This window comes from Nocardia sp. NPDC049220 (assembly GCF_040647855.1).
GTDB lineage: Bacteria > Actinomycetota > Actinomycetes > Mycobacteriales > Mycobacteriaceae > Nocardia.
In genome coordinates this window covers 287,768-308,068 of record NZ_JBEZDA010000001.1, presented here as the reverse complement: position 1 = coordinate 308,068, position 20,301 = coordinate 287,768, and the positions used below count along the sequence as shown (strand labels likewise).

Annotated in this window: 20 protein-coding genes; 15 read left to right on the top strand and 5 right to left on the bottom strand. The window is 66.1% G+C overall.

The window, feature by feature from the left end:
* Positions 1–55: 55 nt before the first annotated feature.
* Positions 56–1,933, bottom strand: a complete 1,878-nt coding sequence (gene recQ, locus AB0C34_RS01355; RefSeq protein ID WP_357066218.1) for a DNA helicase RecQ — start codon at positions 1,931–1,933, stop codon at positions 56–58.
* A gap of 187 nt (positions 1,934–2,120) precedes the next feature.
* Between recQ and AB0C34_RS01350 the strand changes: the two genes are divergently transcribed.
* A complete protein-coding gene (locus tag AB0C34_RS01350) occupies positions 2,121–2,288 on the top strand; it encodes a hypothetical protein (protein WP_357066215.1) in 168 nt (55 codons plus the stop codon).
* A gap of 440 nt (positions 2,289–2,728) precedes the next feature.
* Positions 2,729–3,256, top strand: coding sequence for a GNAT family N-acetyltransferase (locus AB0C34_RS01345; protein WP_357066212.1), 528 nt, complete (start codon positions 2,729–2,731; stop codon positions 3,254–3,256).
* 78 nt (positions 3,257–3,334) lie between these two features.
* On the opposite strand, the gene hisN is transcribed toward AB0C34_RS01345, so the two are convergent.
* Both hisN and AB0C34_RS01335 read right to left on the bottom strand, forming a co-directional pair.
* Complete coding sequence (gene hisN, locus AB0C34_RS01340; RefSeq protein ID WP_357066209.1) at positions 3,335–4,168, bottom strand: histidinol-phosphatase; 834 nt, start codon at positions 4,166–4,168, stop codon at positions 3,335–3,337.
* 194 nt (positions 4,169–4,362) lie between these two features.
* Positions 4,363–4,959, bottom strand: a complete 597-nt coding sequence (locus AB0C34_RS01335) for an NAD(P)H-dependent oxidoreductase (protein WP_357066207.1) — start codon at positions 4,957–4,959, stop codon at positions 4,363–4,365.
* 142 nt (positions 4,960–5,101) lie between these two features.
* Here AB0C34_RS01335 and AB0C34_RS01330 point away from each other — a divergent pair, with 142 nt between their 5' ends.
* Positions 5,102–5,962, top strand: coding sequence for a helix-turn-helix transcriptional regulator (locus tag AB0C34_RS01330; RefSeq protein ID WP_357066204.1), 861 nt, complete (start codon positions 5,102–5,104; stop codon positions 5,960–5,962).
* Between the two features lie 187 nt (positions 5,963–6,149).
* Here AB0C34_RS01330 and AB0C34_RS01325 read toward each other — a convergent pair whose 3' ends face one another.
* The gene (locus AB0C34_RS01325; RefSeq protein ID WP_357066202.1) at positions 6,150–7,085 is read right to left on the bottom strand and encodes a hypothetical protein; all 936 of its coding nucleotides are present in this window, start codon (positions 7,083–7,085) and stop codon (positions 6,150–6,152) included.
* A 47-nt stretch (positions 7,086–7,132) separates the two neighbouring features.
* Here AB0C34_RS01325 and AB0C34_RS01320 point away from each other — a divergent pair, with 47 nt between their 5' ends.
* The 9 genes from AB0C34_RS01320 to AB0C34_RS01280 all read left to right on the top strand — a co-directional run bounded on the left by AB0C34_RS01320 (position 7,133) and on the right by AB0C34_RS01280 (position 15,718).
* Positions 7,133–7,720 carry a TetR/AcrR family transcriptional regulator gene (locus AB0C34_RS01320; protein WP_357066199.1) on the top strand — a complete coding sequence of 196 codons (588 nt, stop codon included), beginning with the start codon at positions 7,133–7,135 and terminating at the stop codon, positions 7,718–7,720.
* A gap of 328 nt (positions 7,721–8,048) precedes the next feature.
* Positions 8,049–9,164, top strand: a complete 1,116-nt coding sequence (prfB, locus tag AB0C34_RS01315) for a peptide chain release factor 2 (RefSeq protein ID WP_357066196.1) — start codon at positions 8,049–8,051, stop codon at positions 9,162–9,164.
* Positions 9,165–10,025, top strand: a complete 861-nt coding sequence (locus AB0C34_RS01310) for a mechanosensitive ion channel family protein (protein ID WP_357066194.1) — start codon at positions 9,165–9,167, stop codon at positions 10,023–10,025.
* 16 nt (positions 10,026–10,041) lie between these two features.
* A complete protein-coding gene (locus tag AB0C34_RS01305) occupies positions 10,042–10,164 on the top strand; it encodes a hypothetical protein (protein WP_357066191.1) in 123 nt (40 codons plus the stop codon).
* Between the two features lie 84 nt (positions 10,165–10,248).
* Positions 10,249–10,938 (top strand): cell division ATP-binding protein FtsE, encoded by a 690-nt coding sequence (gene ftsE, locus AB0C34_RS01300; protein ID WP_357066188.1) that lies wholly within the window; start codon positions 10,249–10,251, stop codon positions 10,936–10,938.
* A complete protein-coding gene (ftsX, locus tag AB0C34_RS01295) occupies positions 10,938–11,843 on the top strand; it encodes a permease-like cell division protein FtsX (RefSeq protein WP_357066185.1) in 906 nt (301 codons plus the stop codon). Before ftsE ends, ftsX begins: the two co-directional genes overlap by 1 nt.
* Before the next feature lie 287 nt (positions 11,844–12,130).
* A complete protein-coding gene (locus tag AB0C34_RS01290) occupies positions 12,131–13,522 on the top strand; it encodes an acyl-CoA dehydrogenase family protein (protein ID WP_357066182.1) in 1,392 nt (463 codons plus the stop codon).
* 32 nt (positions 13,523–13,554) lie between these two features.
* A complete protein-coding gene (locus tag AB0C34_RS01285; RefSeq protein ID WP_357066179.1) occupies positions 13,555–14,784 on the top strand; it encodes an acyl-CoA dehydrogenase family protein in 1,230 nt (409 codons plus the stop codon).
* A gap of 334 nt (positions 14,785–15,118) precedes the next feature.
* The gene (locus AB0C34_RS01280) at positions 15,119–15,718 is read left to right on the top strand and encodes a DUF4145 domain-containing protein (RefSeq protein ID WP_357066176.1); all 600 of its coding nucleotides are present in this window, start codon (positions 15,119–15,121) and stop codon (positions 15,716–15,718) included.
* Between the two features lie 78 nt (positions 15,719–15,796).
* On the opposite strand, the gene AB0C34_RS01275 is transcribed toward AB0C34_RS01280, so the two are convergent.
* A complete protein-coding gene (locus tag AB0C34_RS01275) occupies positions 15,797–16,114 on the bottom strand; it encodes a hypothetical protein (protein ID WP_357066173.1) in 318 nt (105 codons plus the stop codon).
* Positions 16,115–17,170: 1,056 nt separating this feature from the next.
* On the opposite strand from AB0C34_RS01275, the gene AB0C34_RS01270 reads away from it, so the two are divergent.
* From AB0C34_RS01270 to AB0C34_RS01260, 3 genes are all read left to right on the top strand, one after another.
* Positions 17,171–17,803, top strand: a complete 633-nt coding sequence (locus AB0C34_RS01270; RefSeq protein WP_357066170.1) for a hypothetical protein — start codon at positions 17,171–17,173, stop codon at positions 17,801–17,803.
* 95 nt (positions 17,804–17,898) lie between these two features.
* Entirely contained in the window at positions 17,899–18,399 is a 501-nt protein-coding gene (locus AB0C34_RS01265) for a winged helix-turn-helix domain-containing protein (protein ID WP_357066167.1), read from the top strand.
* 199 nt (positions 18,400–18,598) lie between these two features.
* Complete coding sequence (locus tag AB0C34_RS01260) at positions 18,599–20,224, top strand: acyl-CoA synthetase (protein ID WP_357066164.1); 1,626 nt, start codon at positions 18,599–18,601, stop codon at positions 20,222–20,224.
* Positions 20,225–20,301: the final 77 nt, after the last annotated feature.

Genomic DNA, 20,301 nt, shown 5'->3' with positions numbered 1-20,301 from the left:
CCCGGCAGCCATCCTCGCCCTCTGGGGAGTGGACGCTACCGGACCTTCGCACAACTCACCGTCCGGAGGTGAGTACCTCGAGAACCTGCTCGCCGTACTTGGCGAGCTTGTTCTCACCGACTCCGCCGACGCTACTGAGATCGGCGAGACTCGCGGGCTTGCGGGCCGCGATCTCGCGCAAGGTCGCATCGTGGAAGACGACATAGGCCGGAACGCCCTGCTCCTTCGCGGTTGCGGCACGCCACTCGCGCAACTGCTCGAACATCGGCACGTCGACCGGCGCCAGATCAGCGGCCCCGGATTTGCCGGCCTTCGCGGCGCGGGCGGGTTTGGCCGCCCGCTCGGGTTCGCGGCGCAGCGGCACTGCGCGCCCATCGAACAGCACCTCGCTGCTGGCCTCGGTGAGCGTCAGCACACCGTAGTCACCGTGCACGGCGAGCAGACCACCGGCGAGCAATTGCCGGACCACGCTGCGCCATTCCCCTTCGCGCAGGTCGGTGCCGATGCCGAAGACCTTCAGTTCGTGATGGCCGTATTGCTGTACCTTCGGATTCTCTTTGCCCAGCAGGATGTCCACAATGTGACCCGCGCCGAAGCGCTGGCCACGTTCGCGCTCGAGCCGCAGTACCGCCGACAGCAGCTTCTGCGCAGCCACGGTGCCATCCCAGGATTGCGGTGGCGTGACGCACGTATCGCAATTACCGCACGGTAGGCCGGGCTGTCCGAAATACGCCAACAACTGGGTCCGGCGGCAGTTCACCGTTTCGCACAGCGCCAGCATCGCGTCCAGGTGCAGTTGGAGTTGACGGCGATGCGCGGCGTCGCCCTCGGAGGAATCGATCATCTTGCGCTGCTGCACCACATCGTTGAGGCCGTAGACCATCCACGCGGTGGACGGTAGTCCGTCTCGGCCCGCGCGACCGGTCTCCTGGTAGTACCCCTCAACGGATTTCGGCAGGTCGAGATGCGCGACGAAGCGCACGTCGGGCTTGTCGATCCCCATCCCGAAGGCGATGGTGGCCACGACCACCAGGCCGTCTTCGCGCAAGAACCGCGACTGGTTCGCCGCGCGGGTGCGACTGTCCAGGCCCGCGTGATACGGCACGGCGGTGATGCCGTTCGCACTGAGGAAGGCGGCAGTCTTGTCCACCGAGTTGCGGGAGAGACAGTAGACGATGCCCGCGTCCCCGCTATGTTCGGTACGAATGAAGTCCAGCAGCTGGCGATCCGGCCGGTTCTTCGGCTCGATCCGGTACTGGATGTTGGGCCGATCGAAGCTGGCGACGAAGCGACGAGCCGAGCCGAGGTCGAGCCGATGGATGATCTCGTCGCGCGTCTTCTCGGTGGCGGTCGCGGTCAGCGCGATCCGCGGCACGTCCGGCCACCGCTCGTGCAACACGGAAAGGCCGAGGTAGTCGGGCCGGAAGTCGTGGCCCCACTGGGAGACGCAGTGTGCCTCATCGATAGCGAAAAGCGCGATCTTGCCCTGGTCGAGCAGCCGCGCGGTCGATTCCAGGCGAAGCCGTTCCGGTGCCATGTACAGCAGATCGAGTTCACCCGCCACGAATTGCGCTTCCACCGCGCGGCGCTCGTCGGGGTACTGGGTCGAGTTCAGGAAGCCGGCACGCACACCGAGCGCGCTGAGCGCGTCCACTTGGTCCTGCATCAGCGCGATCAGCGGCGAGACCACCACGCCGACGCCGGGGCGGACCAGGGCAGGCACTTGGTAGCACAGCGACTTGCCGCCACCGGTCGGCATGAGCACCAGCGCGTCGCCGCCGCCGACCACGTGATCGACGATCTCGTGCTGATCGCCGCGGAAACTGTCGTAGCCGAAGACTCGGCGCAGAACCTGTTGCGCTGCACTGGGTTCAGCGCCTACACCGGAATCGTCTTCGAGCGCTACAGCCGCGAAGTCATCGGGGGGAGTCACCCGGCCCATCCTACGAGCGCCCTGCCGCGACGAGACGAGTACGCCCGGTCGGCCTCCGTGCTCGACGGCGGAATTGTCCACATGTGGATAGTCGGCCGCCGACTGCCTGGCCTCCGACTCGCTGACGTGCGGATTCGCCAAGTTGCGCGGGATTCACCGATTTGCCCGAAGCTGTCCGCGCTGTTCGATGGACGCCCACGACAGCGGCAATAGGCAGCATCCGCTGACCGATCCCGGCCATCACTCCCTCGTCTCGGGCATCCCCGATCTGGTCGCGTTCCCTGACGATAGGCAGGCCACGCGCGCCGGCGCCCTATTCGTCGCCGACCACATCCTCGGCGCCGCTATCGGGTGAACACCACCACTGGCGCGACCTGCGCCATCGTCACCGGAGTGATCGAGCCCGGGCCCCTGCGCAACCCACCGGACGGCGCCACCTCGGTCCGCATAACGGCCCGACAGAGCATCATGGGCACTCTACGTCACCAGCAGGGACGCCGCCCGCGTCACCTGCGCCCGCCGGCAGGAGTTGATCTCACCCCGGCACGCGATATGAGGCCGGATAGCACCGGGCATCGCTCCGACGCCGACTGGAGAATTGTCCCGCGCCGGACAACCCGGCAGCGTGCCGACACCGCTTCCGGCAATCGCCGTCTGATCCGAGGTGCGCCCTGCCATGGCTATCCGCGCGCGAACGAACCATATCGGCGCGGTACCGTCGATCCGGTCGGACGGTGCGGCTTCTGCCGCACTCTCGTTCGACGGGAGAAACGGTGCTGCTGGGAAGGAAAGATCGTGGTCGAATCGGCACCCATGGTGGCGGCCGGCGCCGAGGACGCCGAGGACATCGCGGGGCTGCGGAACCGGTTGGCGCGCTGGATGGTCGACAACGGCATCGGGCAATGGATTCCCGGAGAGTATCCCGCCGCGCTCGTCGCAGACGAAACCGCACGTGGTGAATGGTTCCTGTGGCGCGACAAGTCCGCGACGCTCGTTGCCGCGGTTCGCCTCGTCTGGCGGGATCCAGACTTCTGGGGCGCGGACGACGAGACCGAGGCGGGCTACATCCACGGCCTGATGGTCGCGCCGGAGCATCGTGGTCGCGACCTCGGGCCGCGCATCATCCAGTTCTGCGCCGACCGCACCCTGGCCAGGGGCATCACCCGGCAACGCCTGGACACCGCCGCCGACAACGCGGTTCTCCGAAAGTATTACACCGCACAGGGTTTCATCGAACTCCGGGAGACAACGTTGCCGCCGCCGTTCCGCGGCACTACGCATGTCGTGTTGATGGAAAAGCTCTTGGCCCCTGCCTACGAGTGATCGATATCGTTGGGATCTCGGTCGTACCCGCAAGACAGCCGACTACGTCCGCATCCAGCGTTCGTGGCAGGAGGCCGGTCAGCCCCGGAGGCGGTTTAGGGCAAGGTCGTGGAGCAGGCCGTTGGTCGCGATGGCGTCGCCGCCGTGCGGACCCGATCGACCATCGAGGGAGGTGAAGCGCCCACCTGCCTCGCGAACGAGGATGTCCAGGGCGGCCAGATCCCAGAGGGACACCTCGGGTTCGGTGGCGATGTCGACGGCGCCCTCTGCAACCAGGCAGTAATTGAGAAAATCGCCGTAACCGCGGACACGCCAGACATCGTCGGTCAGCGCGATGAAGTCGTCGCGCAGACCGCGCTCACACCACCCGGACAGGCTGGAGAACGCCAAACTGGCCGAACTCAACTCATCGACCGCGGAGACCGAGATCGCTGTGGCCGCCGCCGATTCGAAGCTCGACCATGCTCCCGAGCCGGCGGCAGCCCACCAGCGCCGAACCAGCGCGGGCGCACTCACCACACCGACGACCGGCTCGCCGTCCTCCAACAGTGCGATCAGCGTCGCCCAGATCGGTACCCGTCGCACGAAGTTCTTCGTGCCGTCGATCGGGTCGAGGACCCACTGTCTTCCGCTGAACTCGGCGGCACCGCCGAACTCTTCACCGAGCACCGCGTCGTCCGGTCGTGCCTGCGACAACACCTGCCGGATCGCCGTTTCCACGGCCAAGTCGGCATCCGAGACCGGTGTCAGATCGGGCTTCGCGTCGACTTTCAGATCCAGCGCACCAAAGCGCGCCCGCGTGATGGCATCGGCCGTGTCGGCCAGTCGCAAGGCGAGTTCGAGATCGGAGGAGTACACAGCCACGCCCCGCACCCTATCGGTCCGATACTCGCCGACCACGTTCACCGGCATCCGAGCGCACGCAGCATCGTTCCCGACCCGAGGTCAGCGATCCGGCACCGCGGCATGCCGGACACCCAGCGCAAGCGGGCTGGCCTTGCGGTTGCGCAGGCCGAAGCCGACGAAAACCCGTCGCCGCGGTCCGATCACTCGCATCACTCCCGTCGAGATGCCGGACCATCATCGAGTGCACGGGCCCGCGTCGCTCACGCCGCGGTGATAGTTGCACGCGCGGCGCTCAGCGCATTTGCCCACCACAGCAATTGGTCGAGCATCGCTGCCGCGGCCGCCGCTGGGTCGTCGGGTTCCCGCAGCCGACCTGCTGCGTCGAAAAGCAGGTAGTAGCGCGGGAACGAGACGTAGTTGCGGACGGTGTGCGCATTGAGTTCGTTGAAGATCTGGCGCAGGTGTTCGATCGCGAGCAGGCCGCCACTGGCTCCGCTGTAGCCGACAAACCCGATCGTCTTGGCGTCCCACTGGGTGTAATGCCAGTCGATGGCAGCCTTCAGTGCGGCTGGGACGCTGCGGTTGTAGTCGGGAGTGACGATCACGAAGGCGTCGGCCGCGGTGAGCCGTCGGGTGAGGTCTGTCATGCCTGCCGGGCGCGGCGGATCCGGGTCGAGTGCCGGTGGCACCGCAGGCAGTTCGAGCGGCAGGTGCGCCTCGGCCAGATCGATGACATCGACCTCGAACGCGCCATGTTGCCGGGCCTGCTCGGCGAACCACGAGGCCACGACGGGTCCGAAGCGTCCGTCCCGGACACTGCCGATGATCACCGCGAGCTTCGGTGCTGCGTTGGACATACTGTTCCTCCTCGATGCACAGGACGACCCGACCGGGCCGCGGGTCTCACTCTGTCGCCCGGCGCGCAGGCCAGGAAGGCCGCCGCAAGAGTGGTAGTGACAGGGACACCCTCCGACGGTTTGTCCTTGTTACGTTCGGAAGGTGAGCGACAACGAGCTAGGCCTGTTCCTGCGCACCCGCCGCGAAACGGTGACGCCTAGCCAGGTCGGCCTGCCCACCGGCCCGCGCCGCCGCACCTCCGGGCTGCGTCGCGCCGAACTGGCGACGCTGGCCGGAGTGAGTGTCGAGTACGTCACGCGCCTCGAACAGGGCCGCGACCGTCGTCCATCGCCACAGGTACTTTCCGCGTTGGCGAACGCGCTGCGGCTGAGCCCCGCCGAACGCGTCCATCTCCACCGCCTGAGCAAGTCCTCGGATAGCGGGTTCAGCTGTCTGGGTGGCGCGCAACCGCAGCGCCATGTGCGCCCCTCCATCCGGGCGATCCTGGACCGTCTGGAGCCGGCGCCCGCCGTGGTCGTGAACCGCCTCACCGAGGTGCTCGCCCATACTGACGGCTATCGCAGACTGATGGCGCCGACCGGCTTGTTCGCCGGCGGTGATTCGCCGGCGAACCTGACCCGTTTCGTTTTCACCGATGCCGGAATCCGCGCCCTGTACCCGGACTGGGAGCACGTCGCCGACGAGATGGTCGCCGCCCTGAAGCAAGGCCCGTTCCGCGCCGACCCGCATATCGCCGCCCTGGCCGACGAACTCACCATCACCGCCGGCCCCGCGTTCGCCGATCGTCTCGACACCGTTCCCAGCCTGGCTGCCGCCACCGGTATCACCCGGCTCACACACCCAGAAGTCGGTCCTCTCCGGTTGACTTACGAGGTCCTCGATCTCTCCGCCGACGACGACCAGCGCCTGATCGTCCATCTCCCGGCCGACGACGCCACCGCGGTCGCCCTCGACAGCCTGACCGGCCGCCGCCCGGGAGCATTGCGCGCGGTCTCCAGCTGACCCCACGAACTCCGCTCGACCACCTCGATCGCGGTCGCCAAGCAACACAACCCGACGACCTATCGACCGCACGGCGGCCGAGACGGACTCTTTCGCCGCCTCGGCCGGGAAGCAATGAAATATCTGAGTTGCGGTGCGATGAGAACGGCACGCAGCTCCTGCTCCGCGCGTCCCGGGCAGCTGGCACTCAGCCCCGCGCGGCGACCTGCCGAGACCGCAGGCCCACCACCAGCGCCCCGAGCACGGCCCACAGCGCGAGGGTGATCAGCGGGCCGGCGACGTGGGCACCGCCGAAGTAACCGAGGTCGGCGACGGCCCGTACTGCGGCGCCGGGCGGGAGCAGCCCCGAGACGAGGCGGGCCACACCGGGGAGCAGATCGACACCGATGGCAGCGCCGCTGGTCGAGTTGCCGACAGTGAGCAGCAGCATGGTGGCTACCGGGATCCCGACCGGGCCCAGCCAGGCGCCGAGCGATTTGGTGGTGAACGCTGCCGCAGCTGTCAGCAGCGCGAGCGTGCCGGCCAAGGGCAGAAACGGTGCCGGTACGGCTCCCAGGGCAGGTCCGGCGAGGGCAGCCGCGGTAAGGCCGCAAGCTGCCGAGAAGCCCCAGATCAGCCGGAACCGGTGGCGCAGGAGCAACACGTGGCCGAGGCCCAGGGTGTTTTGGGCGAGGACGAATCCGGCGAGGGTCACACCGAACACCACATAGAAGCCGCACAGTCCACGACTGTCGAACTCGGCCAGCGGGACGATGTCCGCGGTCTCCAGGTGCAGCACCGCCTGGTTCGCGTAGGTCGCGGCGAGGCCGGTGACGGCGGCGGTGGTGGACTGGCCGTTGGCTCCGGCCACATCCAGCCGCAGTCCGCCGTCGTCATCGGTGGGACCGAGAGCTGCGACGACATCACGGTGCAGCACCGCGCGGTGGGCCGAGGCGGGGCCGGCTGCCTCATGCACGTCGACGCGGTCGCCGAGCGTCTGGCGAACCTCGGTGGCGAGCTGCTGCCCGGTCACGGCCAGCGGCACGCCGTGCGGCTGGGGATTGCGCTGCAAACCCCCATAACAGGCGACGAAAGCCGATACCACGAACAGTCCGATGATCACTGGTTGCAGCCAGGCCCGCACAGGCTAGGATAGATGACAAACGACATCCAACTGAGGAGAGTGGTTTCGTGGGCCGCGTGTCCCAGGCGCAAGCACAGGCGAACCGGCAGCGTGTCGTAGCTACCGCCTCCCGAATGTTCCGCGAGAAAGGCACCGGGGTCAGCGTCGCCGATCTGATGAAGGCCGTCGGGCTCACCCATGGCGGGTTCTACAAGCAGTTCGCCTCCAAGGAGGACTTGATCGACGAGGCCACCGCCTACGCCTTCGACGAGTTCGGCAAGGTAACGCTCGCGGAGAGTTCCGAAGACCACGAGACCGCCCGCAGGGCGCTGGTCGAGCGCTACCTCTCGGTCTCGCATCGCGATCACGCCGGGCGCGGCTGCCCGGTCGCCGGGCTCGCCGCCGACCTGGGGCGCGAGCCCGACCAGGCCGCCCGCGCCCACGACGTCTACCTCAACGGGGTACGGAACTCGGCCGCCCAGCTGGCCACCGGCGACGACGACGGGATGGCCCAGTTCTGCACCATGGTCGGCGCTCTCGTCCTCGCCCGCGCCACCCGGGGCAACCCCCTTTCCGAAAAACTGTTGCAGGCCGCGCGCGTGGCTCTCCTCGCGAGCGGCGCAAGGCAGTCCGATTCGCAGCAGCGCACGGAATGACCGGGGGCGGGCCGAAGCTCAGCCGTGACGTTCCAACCCCGACCCTCGATGTCCACCTACCACCGGGCGCATCGCGACAACCCGATCGATCCGTGGCGCCAACAGCCTCCAAACACCAACTGCGCCAACCACAGTCGTCGTTCATGGTAGGAACCGACGAGACGCCCACAGCATCGCATCCGCGTGCGGTCTGGGCCGAGCCGATCGCGCGACGCCGATGTGGCGGCCCGAACCGATCGTCGGCGGCACCGCATCCCCGCGCCGACCGCGCCCACACCGCGCGCACTCGTGTGCTGTGGTCTCCACGGGGCAGCTAGGCTTGGCGATCGTGCATCCTGACGTTTCCGCTGATCTCGCCGAACTCGACGCCACCCTGAAAACGGTCGAATCGGTTCTCGACATCGAGGAACTGCGCCGTCGCATCGATGAGCTCGAGCATCAAGCGGCCGACCCCGACCTGTGGAACGACCAGGACCACGCCCAGCAGGTGACCAGCGAGCTGTCCCACGCCCAGGGCGAACTGCGCCGGGTCGAGGAACTGCGCCAGCGGCTCGACGACCTGCCGGTGCTCTACGAACTGGCCGAGGAGGAAGAAGGCGAGGGCCGGGTCGCCGCACTCGCCGACGCCGACGCCGAGCGCGCCGCGTTGCACGGTGATGTGGAGGCGATGGAGGTTCGCACGCTGCTGTCGGGCGAGTACGACAAGCGCGACGCGCTGGTCAACATCCGCTCCGGCGCGGGCGGTGTGGACGCCGCCGACTGGGCCGAGATGCTGATGCGCATGTACATCCGTTGGGCCGACCGGCACAAGTATTCGGTCGAGGTGTACGACACCTCGTACGCCGAAGAGGCGGGCATCAAGAGCACCACGTTCGCGGTGAAAACACCGTATGCCTACGGCACCCTGTCGGTCGAAATGGGCACGCACCGCCTGGTGCGGATCAGCCCGTTCGACAACCAGGGGCGCCGCCAGACCTCTTTCGCCGAGGTCGAGGTATTGCCCGTGGTCGAGACCACCGACCACATCGAAGTGCCCGAGACCGAGATCCGCGTCGACGTGTACCGCTCGTCGGGTCCGGGTGGGCAGAGTGTCAACACCACCGATTCCGCGGTCCGCATCACCCACCTGCCGACCGGCATCGTGGTCACCTGTCAGAACGAGAAGTCCCAGCTACAGAACAAGATCTCGGCCATGCGAGTGCTACAGGCCAAGCTGCTGGAGCGCAAGCGGCAGCAGGAGCGCGCCGAGATGGACGCGCTGAAGACGAATGAGGGCGCGTCCTGGGGAAACCAGATGCGCTCCTATGTGCTGCACCCGTATCAGATGGTCAAGGACCTGCGGACGAACTTCGAGGTGAACAACCCGTCGTCGGTACTCGACGGTGACATCGACGGATTCATCGAGTCCGGCATCCGTTGGCGGATGCGAGAGCAGGCGAGCTAGATGAATGTCGTGGGAATCCAGGCGGTCGCCTCGACCGACTTCACCACGTGGCTGCGCGGCGCCGGCCTGGAGATCGTGCTGCTGATTCTCGGAGCGGTACTGTTCGCCCGATTCGCCACGTTCGTCCGCGACCGGATCACGCGCAAGATCGACGCCCAGTTTCGCAGCAGCGACGCGCTGGTGCGGACCGAGGCGGCCAAACACCGGCACGCCTTGGCCCAGGTGATCACCTGGGTGGTGCTGACCATCGCCTACGTGCTGATCACCATGGAGGTGCTGCGGCGGCTCGGTTTCGCGGTGACCGGATTGGTCGCGCCCGCCGCCGTGCTCGGCGCCGCGCTCGGTTTCGGCGCACAGCGCATCGTGCAGGACATTCTCGCCGGATTCTTCCTCATCGCCGAACGGCAGTACGGCTTCGGCGATGTGGTCCGCATCGCGGTCACCGGATCCGCGGAGCATGCCGAGGGTACCGTCGAGGACGTCACGCTGCGGATCACCACCTTGCGCAACGCGGACGGTGAGGTGATCACCGTCCCCAACGGTCAGATCGTGAAAGTCACCAACCTGTCCAAGGATTGGGCACGTGCCGCGATCGACGTACCGGTGGCCGCCAGCGCCGACATCACCAGGGTCAACGAGATCCTGCACGAGGTCGGGACCAAGGCATACGAAGACGCTCGCCTGAAGCCACTGCTTCTCGACGAGCCGACCGTCATGGGTGTAGAAGATCTCACCGTTGATCAGATGAACATCCGAATGGTTGCCCGCACGTTGCCAGGCAAACAATTCGAAGTCGGACGCGAACTGCGGGTGCGGGTAGCCGCGGCATTGCGCCGGGAGGGAATCAGTGAGACCACGTAGATCCACGGCGATCCTGATGGCAACCTGGGTCGCCACGTTCGTGCTGTACGTCATCATCAGGCCGGATGAGGTTGCCACCACGCCCACGCCGGTGAACACCATTCCCGCGGCGGTGATTACGGAGTCACCGGACCGTTGAGCTGCGCGGGAAGCGCTGCCATCACCGCGTCACCGCTGCTCGACATCGGCGAAAACACGGGTCGGCTGGCTACACTGGCTCCCCGTGATCACCATGCGGAACGTCACCAAGTCGTACAAGACCTCGACGCGACCCGCGCTGGACAACATCACCGTCGATGTGGGCAAGGGCGAGTTCGTCTTCATCATCGGACCGTCCGGCTCGGGCAAGTCGACCTTCATGCGGCTGCTGCTCAAAGAGGAAGCCCCCACGGCGGGCGAGATCCAGGTCTCCGACTTCCGGGTAGACCGGCTGCCCAACCGCAGGGTGCCCAAACTGCGCCAGCGGATCGGATGTGTCTTCCAGGACTTCCGGTTGCTGCAGCAGAAGACGGTCTACCAGAATGTCGCGTTCGCGCTGGAGGTGATCGGCAAGCGGCGTCAGTTCATCGACCGCACCGTCCCGGAGGTGCTCGACATGGTGGGCCTCGGCGGTAAGGCGGATCGGCTCCCGACCGAGCTGTCCGGCGGTGAACAGCAGCGTGTGGCGATCGCGCGGGCCTTCGTGAACCGGCCGCTGGTACTGCTGGCCGACGAACCGACCGGCAATCTCGATCCGGATACCAGCGCCGACATCATGATGCTGCTGGAACGGATCAACCGCATCGGCACCACGGTGCTGATGGCGACCCACGACAACCACATCGTCGACGCGATGCGCAGACGGGTGGTCGAACTCGACCACGGGCGTCTGGTGCGCGACGAGGCGACCGGCGTCTACGGGGTGGGCCGATAATGCGCGCGAGCTTCCTGTTCGGCGAGGTTTTCGAAGGCTTGCGCCGCAACGTCACGATGACCATCGCGATGATCCTGACCACCGCGGTCTCACTCACCATGCTCGGTGGCGGATTGCTCGCGGTGCGGATCGCGGATAAGACCGAGCAATACTTCCTCGATCGGCTCGAGGTACGGCTGTATCTCACCGAGGACGTCTCGGCCAACGACCCGGACTGCTCGCAGGATCCGTGCCGATCGCTGACAGCCGATCTGAAGGCGACCAGCGGCGTGGAATCGGTCCAGTTCCTCAACCGCGACGACGCGATCCGCGAGGCCAGGGACAAAACCTTCAAAGACCAGCCCGAGCTGGCCAAATACGTCAGCGAAACGCCGCTGCCCGCGTCGCTGCGGGTAAAGATGACGAATGCCGAGCTGTATCCGACGATCTACGAGAATTTCTACGACCGGCCCGGCGTCGGCATGGTCCGCAATGACAAGGACATCGTGGACCGGCTGGTCAGCCTGTTCGACGGATTGCGCAACGCCGCGTTCGGTCTTGCGGTGCTGCAAGCGCTCGCGGCGCTGCTGCTGATCGCGAACATGGTGCAAATTGCCGCATTCACCAGACGTACCGAGGTCGGCATTATGCGGCTGGTCGGCGCGACCCGCTGGTATACCCAGCTACCCTTCCTGCTCGAGGCGGTGGCCGCGGCGTTGGCGGGCTCGGCGGTCGCGATGATCGGACTGCTCGTCGCGCGCCCGCTGGTGATCGACCGCGCGCTGGGCGACCTGTTCGCCAGCAAGGTGTTCCCCCGCATCACCGGCGACGATATCGCGATGACCGCGCTGGTCATCGCGCCGGTGGGTATCGGATTCGCGGCGCTCACGGCCTACGCGACGCTGCGCTACTACGTCCGCGAGTAGAGCGTTCGCCCGGTATGACGTCCGGCGAGTGCGTGTGCGCTCGCTGGACGTCATACCGGGCGCCACATCGAGCGTGCGTGCGCTCGTTTCGACACCCGAAGCTCGGCACACGGCGCTGCCCAGCGGTAGACAACCCACGCCACATGCGCTGGCAGGTGTCCGTCTCGAGGCCGGTCGGCCGCAGAGGTTGTCTCTCGACGCTCTCCTTACTCTGAAGTAAGATAGTATTACTCAAGAGTAAGGTAGCTGGCCTGCAGACCGCACTCGCCCATCCGAGAAAACAGGTGATGATGAGCACTCGAGACAGCGCAACGAAGCGGCGTCCGGACACGTCCGCGGTCGGCCTGAACCAACCCAGGCGGGATTGGATGGGCACGGCGATGCGGGTCATGACGACCTTGACCGGGTCGGACCTCGCCCAGAAATACAACCTGCGCAAACCGATCGAGCGCGTCACCTACGAGGGCACCAAGACCGGCTTCCGCACGCTCGGCGCCGCTACTCGCGCCTTCGCCAAGGTCGCGGGCACCGGTACTCCGCAGCGCCTCGCGACCAACGAGTCGAAGGGCAAAGACTTCTTCGACCTGACCCCGACCGACGACCAGCAGATGATCGTCGAGACGGTCCGGGAATTCGCCGCCGAGATCGTGCGTCCGGCAGCCTACGACGCCGACCGCGCCGCCGCGACACCGCGCGACCTGCTCGAGCGGGCCGCCGAACTCGGCATCACCCTGATCAACGTTCCCGAGGAACTCGACGGTGCGGCCGACGAGCGCGGCGCGGTCACCAACGCGCTGGTCGCCGAGGCGCTGGCGCGAGGTGACATGGGCCTCGCGCTGCCTATCCTGGCGCCGAGCGGCGTCGCGGTCGCGCTCTCGCAGTGGGGCACCGACGCGCAGCAGAAAACCTACCTACCGGCCTTCACCAGCGCGAACGTGCCGCAGGCCGCGGTGGTGATCAGCGAGCCAAGGGTACTGTTCGATCCGTTCGCACTCGAGACCAAGGCGGTGCGCGCGCCAAGCGGCTACCGCATCTCGGGCGTGAAGAGCCTGGTGCCCGCAGCAGCCGATGCCGAGCTGTTCCTGGTCGGCGCCGAACTCGACGGCCGTCCCGCGCTGTTCGTCATCGAGTCGGACACCGCAGGTCTGGTGGTGGAGGCCGACCCGAGCATGGGTCTGCGTGGTGCAGGCCTCGGTCGCCTGATCCTGGACAACGTCGCGGTCGGCACCGATGCCATCCTCGGTGACGGTGACGGCAGATCCCGCGCCGAGGACTACGCCGACGCGGTACGACTGGCCCGCCTCGGTTGGGCCGCGCTCGCCGCGGGTACCGGACGAGCCGTGCTGGACTACGTCATTCCGTATGTGAACGAGCGGGAGGCGTTCGGCGAGCCCATCTCGCACCGCCAGGCAGTCGCCTTCACCGTCGCCAATATCGCGATCGAGCTCGACGGTATGCGTTTGGTCACCCTCCGCGGCGCCTCTCGTGCGGAACAGGGTCTGTCCTTCGGCCGCGAGGCGGCACTCGCCAGAAAACTCGCGACCGACAAGGGAATGCAGATCGGCCTCGATGGCGTGCAACTGCTCGGTGGGCACGGCTTCACCAAGGAACACCCGGTCGAGCGCTGGTACCGCGACCTGCGGGCCATCGGCGTCGCCGAAGGTGTCGTGCTCATCTAACCGGCCCGTTCCGTTTTCCAGGAGACCTCACCATGATCAACCTCGAACTCCCCAAGAAGCTGCGGGCCAGCGCGAACCAGGCCCACCAGGTCGCGCAGGAGATTTTCCGCCCGATCTCGCGCAAGTACGACCTCGCCGAGCACGACTACCCGGTCGAGCTGGACACCATGGCCGCCATGGTGGAGGGCCTCGCCGACTCCGGCACCCAGAAGATCGGTGGCGCCTCAGGTGGCCGTGCCGATGACATCGAGACCGACGGTCACGCGACCGAGCTACTCGGGAACACCAACGGCGGCAATATGTCCGCACTGTTGAATGCGCTGGAGACCTCATGGGGCGACGTCGGCCTGATGCTGTCGATTCCCTACCAGGGTCTGGGCAACGCGGCGATTGCCGCCGTCGCCACCGACGAGCAACTGAAGCGCTTCGGCAAGGTGTGGGCGTCTATGGCCATCACCGAGCCCGCGTTCGGCTCCGACTCCGCCGCCGTCTCCACCACCGCGGTGCTCGACGGTGACGAGTGGGTACTCAACGGCGAGAAGATCTTCGTCACCGCGGGTCAGCGCTCCACCCACATCGTGGTGTGGGCGACGCTCGACAAAAGCCTCGGCCGTGCGGCGATCAAATCCTTCGTCGTGCCCCGGGACGCTCCCGGCCTGTCCGTGGCCCGACTCGAGCACAAGCTCGGCATCAAGGCCTCCGACACCGCCGTGCTGCTGCTACAGGACTGCCGGATTCCGAAGGACAACATCCTCGGTAGCCCGGAAGTCAACGTGGAGAAGGGCTTCGCCGGGGTCATGCAGACCTTCGACAACACCCGTCCCCTCGTCGCGGCGATGGCGGTCGGTGTCGCCCGCGCCGCCCTAGAGGAACTGCGCGCCATCCTGACCGGCGCGGGTATCGAGATCTCCTATGACATCCCGGTCAACAATCAGCCCGCCGCCGCAGCCGAATTTCTGCGTATGGAGGCCGATTACGAGTCCGCCTACCTGCTCGCCTTGCGCGCGGCATGGATGGCCGACAACAGGAAGCCCAACTCGCTCGAGGCTTCCATGTCCAAGGCGAAAGCGGGCCGCGCCGGCACCGACATCACGCTGAAGGCGGTCGAATTGGCCGGCGCCATCGGCTACTCCGAGCGCACCCTGCTGGAGAAGTGGGGCCGCGACTCCAAGATCCTCGACATTTTCGAAGGCACCCAGCAGATCCAGCAGTTGATCGTGGCGCGCCGGGTACTCGGTAAGACCAGTGCCGAGCTGAAATAGTCTGGTATACAACGGAAACCGGTTCGAGCATTGATCTGGGCTCGCACCGGTTTCTGCGTGCGATGCTCGACCGGTACCCGTACTGCCCCGGAGGAGCTTCACCCCCTATCCGGCGTTGACTTCCATGGTGAGCGTGTGCGGAGGCTCGACCCGCAGCTCGTTCAGCGCTATGTCCGTCAGAGACATTCGAATGCCTGATCAGACGGGACGCCCAGGGCATGCGCAGCCGGCCTGCCTTTGTGTGCACCCCACCACCCAGCCGGGCCCACCCATGGCGCTTCACATGTCTACACCGAAAAGCGATGCCACACAGCAGAAGCCGTAGTCTATTCCCATGGCATGGCAGGAACTCGTGGTCAAGCTTCTCGAGATCGTTGTGTCATGGCCTGTCGTGGTGGTGGTCGGGCTAGTTCTCCTTCGAAAACCTCTTAGAAGCGTGGTCGAGCGCCTCACTCGAATCGAGGCATTCGGCGTTACTGGAGACTTCGGCCAACGACTGGCCCAGTTGGAGGAGCACGTCGACGAGCTCGAGGCTCCGTCGCACAATGGAGAGGACGTCACCGCGCAGCGGCAATCGGGAACATCGATCGATGACCTCAGCGGCTACGAGGGTCTGCTGCGTATCGTTCAGGCTATGCCGGAGCTCGGCGTTGTGAAAGCGTGGATGGACGTCGAACGGGCTATCGACATGCTCTACCAGCAGCTCGAGCCCGAGGATCGTCGGCCGAAGCCGATCTACGTCAAGATTAGAAGCCTGGTGAGTGCGGGAGTTCTTCCTGACCGCGTTGTCAAACCACTCGACGAACTCAGGACTCTGCGCAATCAAGTCGCGCATGGACTGCACAAACCAAACGTTGGCGAGGCGTTGACTTACGCGCAACGAGCGGAAGAAGTGACCCGCCTCTTGGCCGCAGCAGGCTCGCTCGAGTCGTGACATGGCAAGACCTCGCTCCGATCTCCCGGTCCCGTCCGCAGTACGGCTCGCTAGTACCCACTGCCGCCAACCAAGCCATTACTGCAACTGCCGCAGGATCTTGATTGTCTCCTCATCGGAGAACCCCGTGGTGATCGGCCAGTCGCGGCCTGACCCGAATACATTACTGGCGAAGACGAACTCGGTCGCGACCACAGTCCGCCGCCAATCCTTCGCACTCAGAGGCTCGCCAGTGATCAGCAGTGAGCGCAGCCGACGCGCCTGCACGAACAGATCTGCCACATCCTCAAAACCCATCACGACCGCCAGCGCATCAGTACAGCGGGCTGGGCCGCCCCACTCACCCAGCCCGGAGCGCAGCACCTCGCGCTCCGCATCCAAGAGTTCAATCGCCACCAAATGATCCGAAGCCACCAGCACATCATGACCCCAGGTCAACCAGAATGTATTTCTCGTCTCGCCACATGAGAGACGCCCCTGATCGAGGATCCGGCCCGCACTGGCGGTGTGAGAGTCACGCGTGCGTAGTCCGTCCGCAGACGACCAGATCGATCCGAGACAGCAGAGACTGTCAGCAGGATTCGCAACTGTCACCGAGTTGTCACAAGTCGCCCGGACAGCCCCGGACATTACGAAACTCCCACGGAGGCATTTCACCACCTCACGCAAGAACGCGAACGCCCATGCGACCGGCGCGGACAAGACGTGCTCGACTAGTAATGAAGCGGTCTGCCAGGCCGTCTCTGGGCCGTCACATGCTCTGAACGTGGTAGATCCGCCGAGATGTGGTGAGACGATATCCGCAGTACAGCAAACGGCATTAGCGCCAAACGTCCAGATGGTCCCAAGCCCACCGCAGGATCCTCGACATCTTCGAAGGCACCCAGCAGATCCAGTAGTTGATCGTGGCCCGACGGATACTCGCACGACCACTGCCGAGCGCGGCGCGCTGAATCAGAGGTCCGGCGTCGAATTTCGGTGCGAATCCTCGCCAATCGCATCGCGTTGCGTTTCTCGGCAATGGCCGGAAGCCGCATTCCAAAGCTGTCGGCCTCGCACCGGTCCGGGTGCGGTCCGAACCTTCAGAGCACCACCATATTTGGCGATAGTGCGACTGTGGACCACGGGCCGAGTGCTCCGTAGCCTTCGCACCCATGTGGATCATCGTCGTCATTGCCGTGCTGAGTTGCTTTGCGATTGCCGCGGGCTTCGTCTGGGGGCTTCCCGGCGACTGAGGCTTCGTTCCTGCGGATCCTGCTGCGAATCCGCGCCTTCGCGTCCTGGATGACCCCACCGATCCGTCGGTGCACGGGGCGACACGATGACGAAAATCGGCGTTCAGCCTGGACAGCGGCGGCCCGAACGGGCACCGTATCGCCCAAGGTCGCTGGATGACCGATTCAGCGGACGAATCCGCCAGAGCTGTACCAGACACTTCGAGGAGAACTGGTTATGCCACGACTGAGTTTGACGCGTCGCCTCGCCATCGCTTTCGCCGCTTCGGCGGTACTCACCGCGGCGTTCGCCGGAAATGTCGACGCGGAGCCCGGCACGGCGGATTGGGTGCTCGCCGTGCAGAAGTTGCGATCGGCCGCGGCCGGGAACCCCGCGGCGGAGCAGGCGATGGATCAGTTGAGCGCCACCGGGCCGATCGCGGGGGCCCGGGAATTGGCCCTGCCCGCTCAGCCGTTCCAGTTTCCCGCGCAGTCGGATATCGGGCGCGCTGACTCGCCCGGCGTGTACGGGTCCGGCATCGCCCTCGGCCTGGACGGATTCCAGCTCGGATTCTTCGGCGGGCCGGGCACGATCTCACCGAATCAGACGGGCGCGAAGCTCGAGGCGCTGTGGATCAACCTGTCCAACGGACGCAGCGGCACCGCGGTGCTCACCGAGCACAACGACGTTCCGGCGGACACCACCATCCGCACGCGCCCGGTGGACACCGGCGCGGGCATGATCGTCGCCGCGGTCTACGGAACGCTGTGGCACCGTTGGCCGGTTGCTGTCAGCGACGCCAACCCGGACGGATACGCCTACAAACTGGCCACGATCTCGGTTCCGTCGTTCGGGGCCGTTTACAACTGACCAATCGACAACTGACCGATGTTCCGGCCTCGATCATCTGAGGCCGGAACGTGGTCGGCTTGTCGGGGATTACGTAGTTCCGTAGCTTGTGGATCGTGAGTCTGGAAGAGCGGGTTGCCGCGTTGGAACGGCGACTCAGCGCCTTGGAGGGTGCGGGGCAGTCAGCGACCGAGACGGCGGATGCCGACGGTTGGGCGGTGAACCGTCTACAGGAGGAGTTCACGAAAGCCGATGAGCCCAACGGCGGCGTCGTCTTCGCCGGATCGGTGCGGCTGCCGAACGATCAACGACGCGACTGGCAAGCCGGGTTCACCACCGGCGACCTCATCGAGGACGACTGGGCCGAGACCGCCGAATGCCTTGCCGCCCTGGGCAGTCCGGTGCGGCTGCGGCTGCTGCGCGAGATCATGGGTGGGCGAAGGACCGCCGCCGAACTCGCCGGGGTGGATGGCGTCGGCACGTCCGGACAGATCTACCACCACCTGCGCCAACTGGCCGCGGTGGGTTGGCTGCACACCGCTGGCCGTGGACGCTTCGAGGTGCCCGAAGCCAGGGTGGTTCCCCTGCTGGTCGCACTGGCCTGCGCCCGTCGCTGACCCGGATCCGGTTTCAGTCGGAGAGATGCCTGGTGGAGCAAGCCGTTGCCCGCCCGTCCGCAGCAGATCCAGCAGAATTAGGCCCGATTTGTCCGATTTGCCAATGACCTGTCCCACTCCGCACTGCTACCGTGACTAGTCGACATCCGCACCAGTCCGCTAGGTCGAGTTACCAGCGCGAGGGTTTGGAGGTTCTGGCATGAACGTCGCACACACGCGGGAGGCGCTGAAGGCGCTAGGGGTGCTGCGAGCCCGCGGAATCAGCGATTTCGGTAAGCCACTCGAGTTGCTGCGAACGATCAGGGACTCGCGAACCTTTGGCCCAGCGGCAGGGCTGATCCGGCACTCCGCGCGGGTGCGGCCGCACGCTCCGGGCATCGTCGACGAGGCGGGTACGTTGACCTACCTGGAACTGGACCAGCAGTCGACCGCGATCGCCCGCGGGCTCCTGACTGCGGGAATAACCCCCGGCACGGTAATCGGCGTGCTGGCACGCGACCACCGCGGGCTGATCTTGTCCATGGCGGCCGCGGGCAAGCTCGGCGTGCGGATGGCACTGATGAACACCGGGTTCGCCCCAGCGCAGTTCGCTGAGGTGTGCGAGCGTGAGAAGGTCAAGGCAGTGCTGCACGACAGTGAGTTCCTTGGCCTGCTCCACGCGCTGCCCGCGGACCTGCCGCGGTACCTTACCTGGCTCGACGAGGGCACCGAACTGCCCCCGGGCGCGCGCACACTGGCCGACCTGGTCGCCGCGAACTCGGCCGAACCGCTTCCTACGCCGAGCGCACCCGGCGGCTTCGTCATCCTGACCAGCGGCACCACCGGTTTGCCCAAGGGCGCTCAGCGCAACAAGGTCTCCCCACTGTCCACCGCACAGATGGTCGACCGAATCCCGTTCCCGCAGGGCGGCACCCAGGTGATCGTGTCGCCGCTGTTCCACAGCACCGGCCTGGCCGCCTGGCTGGTCGGCGCGGCTCTCGCCAACAAGGTGGTGGTACGCCGCCGCTTCGACGCCGAGGCGACGCTGAAGATGGTCGCCGACCACACGGCCGACATGCTGGTGGCGGTGCCGACCATGCTGCACCGGATGGTCGAACTCGATCCGGCGATTCGCGCGAAGTACGACACGTCGTCGCTGAAGGTGATCTTGCTGGCCGGGTCGGCACTGTCCCCTGAACTCACGATCCGGGCAACCGAGATGTTCGGGCCCGTGCTCTACAACCTCTACGGTTCGACCGAATGCGCGGTCGCGGCGGTGGCCGAACCGGAAGATCTGGCGCTGACGCCCGGGACCGTCGGTCGGCCGCCGATCACCTGTGAGGTGCGGCTCTACGACGACAACGACAGGCGGATCCGCGCGATCAACACGACCGCGCGCATCTTCGTCCGCAGCGGCGCGCCGTTCGAGGGCTACACCGACGGCAGGCACAAGCCGATCATCGACGGCTACATGTCCAGTGGCGACGTCGGTCACTTCGATGAGCACGGCCTGCTCATGATCGACGGCCGCGACGACGACATGATCGTCTCGGGCGGGGAGAACGTCTTCCCGCTGGAGGTGGAGAACCTGCTGTTGCGGCGCCCCGATATCTTCGACGTCGCGGTGATCGGTGTGGACGACGCGGAGTTCGGCAAGCGTCTGCGCGCGTTCGTTGTCCCCGAGCCCGGGTGCACGCCCGACTGCGAGGAGATCAAGGCATACGTCAAGAACAACCTGGCCCGCTACAAAGTGCCTCGCGACGTGATCCTGCTCGGCGACCTCCCGCGCAACGCGACCGGCAAGCTACTGCGCCGCGTACTGGTGGACTACGACGTTCGGTCCTGAACGCCGGTAGGCAATGTGCATGACCCGCCGGTAACTCGCGGGTATTATTCGATTGGATAGCTGACACACGCGGTTAC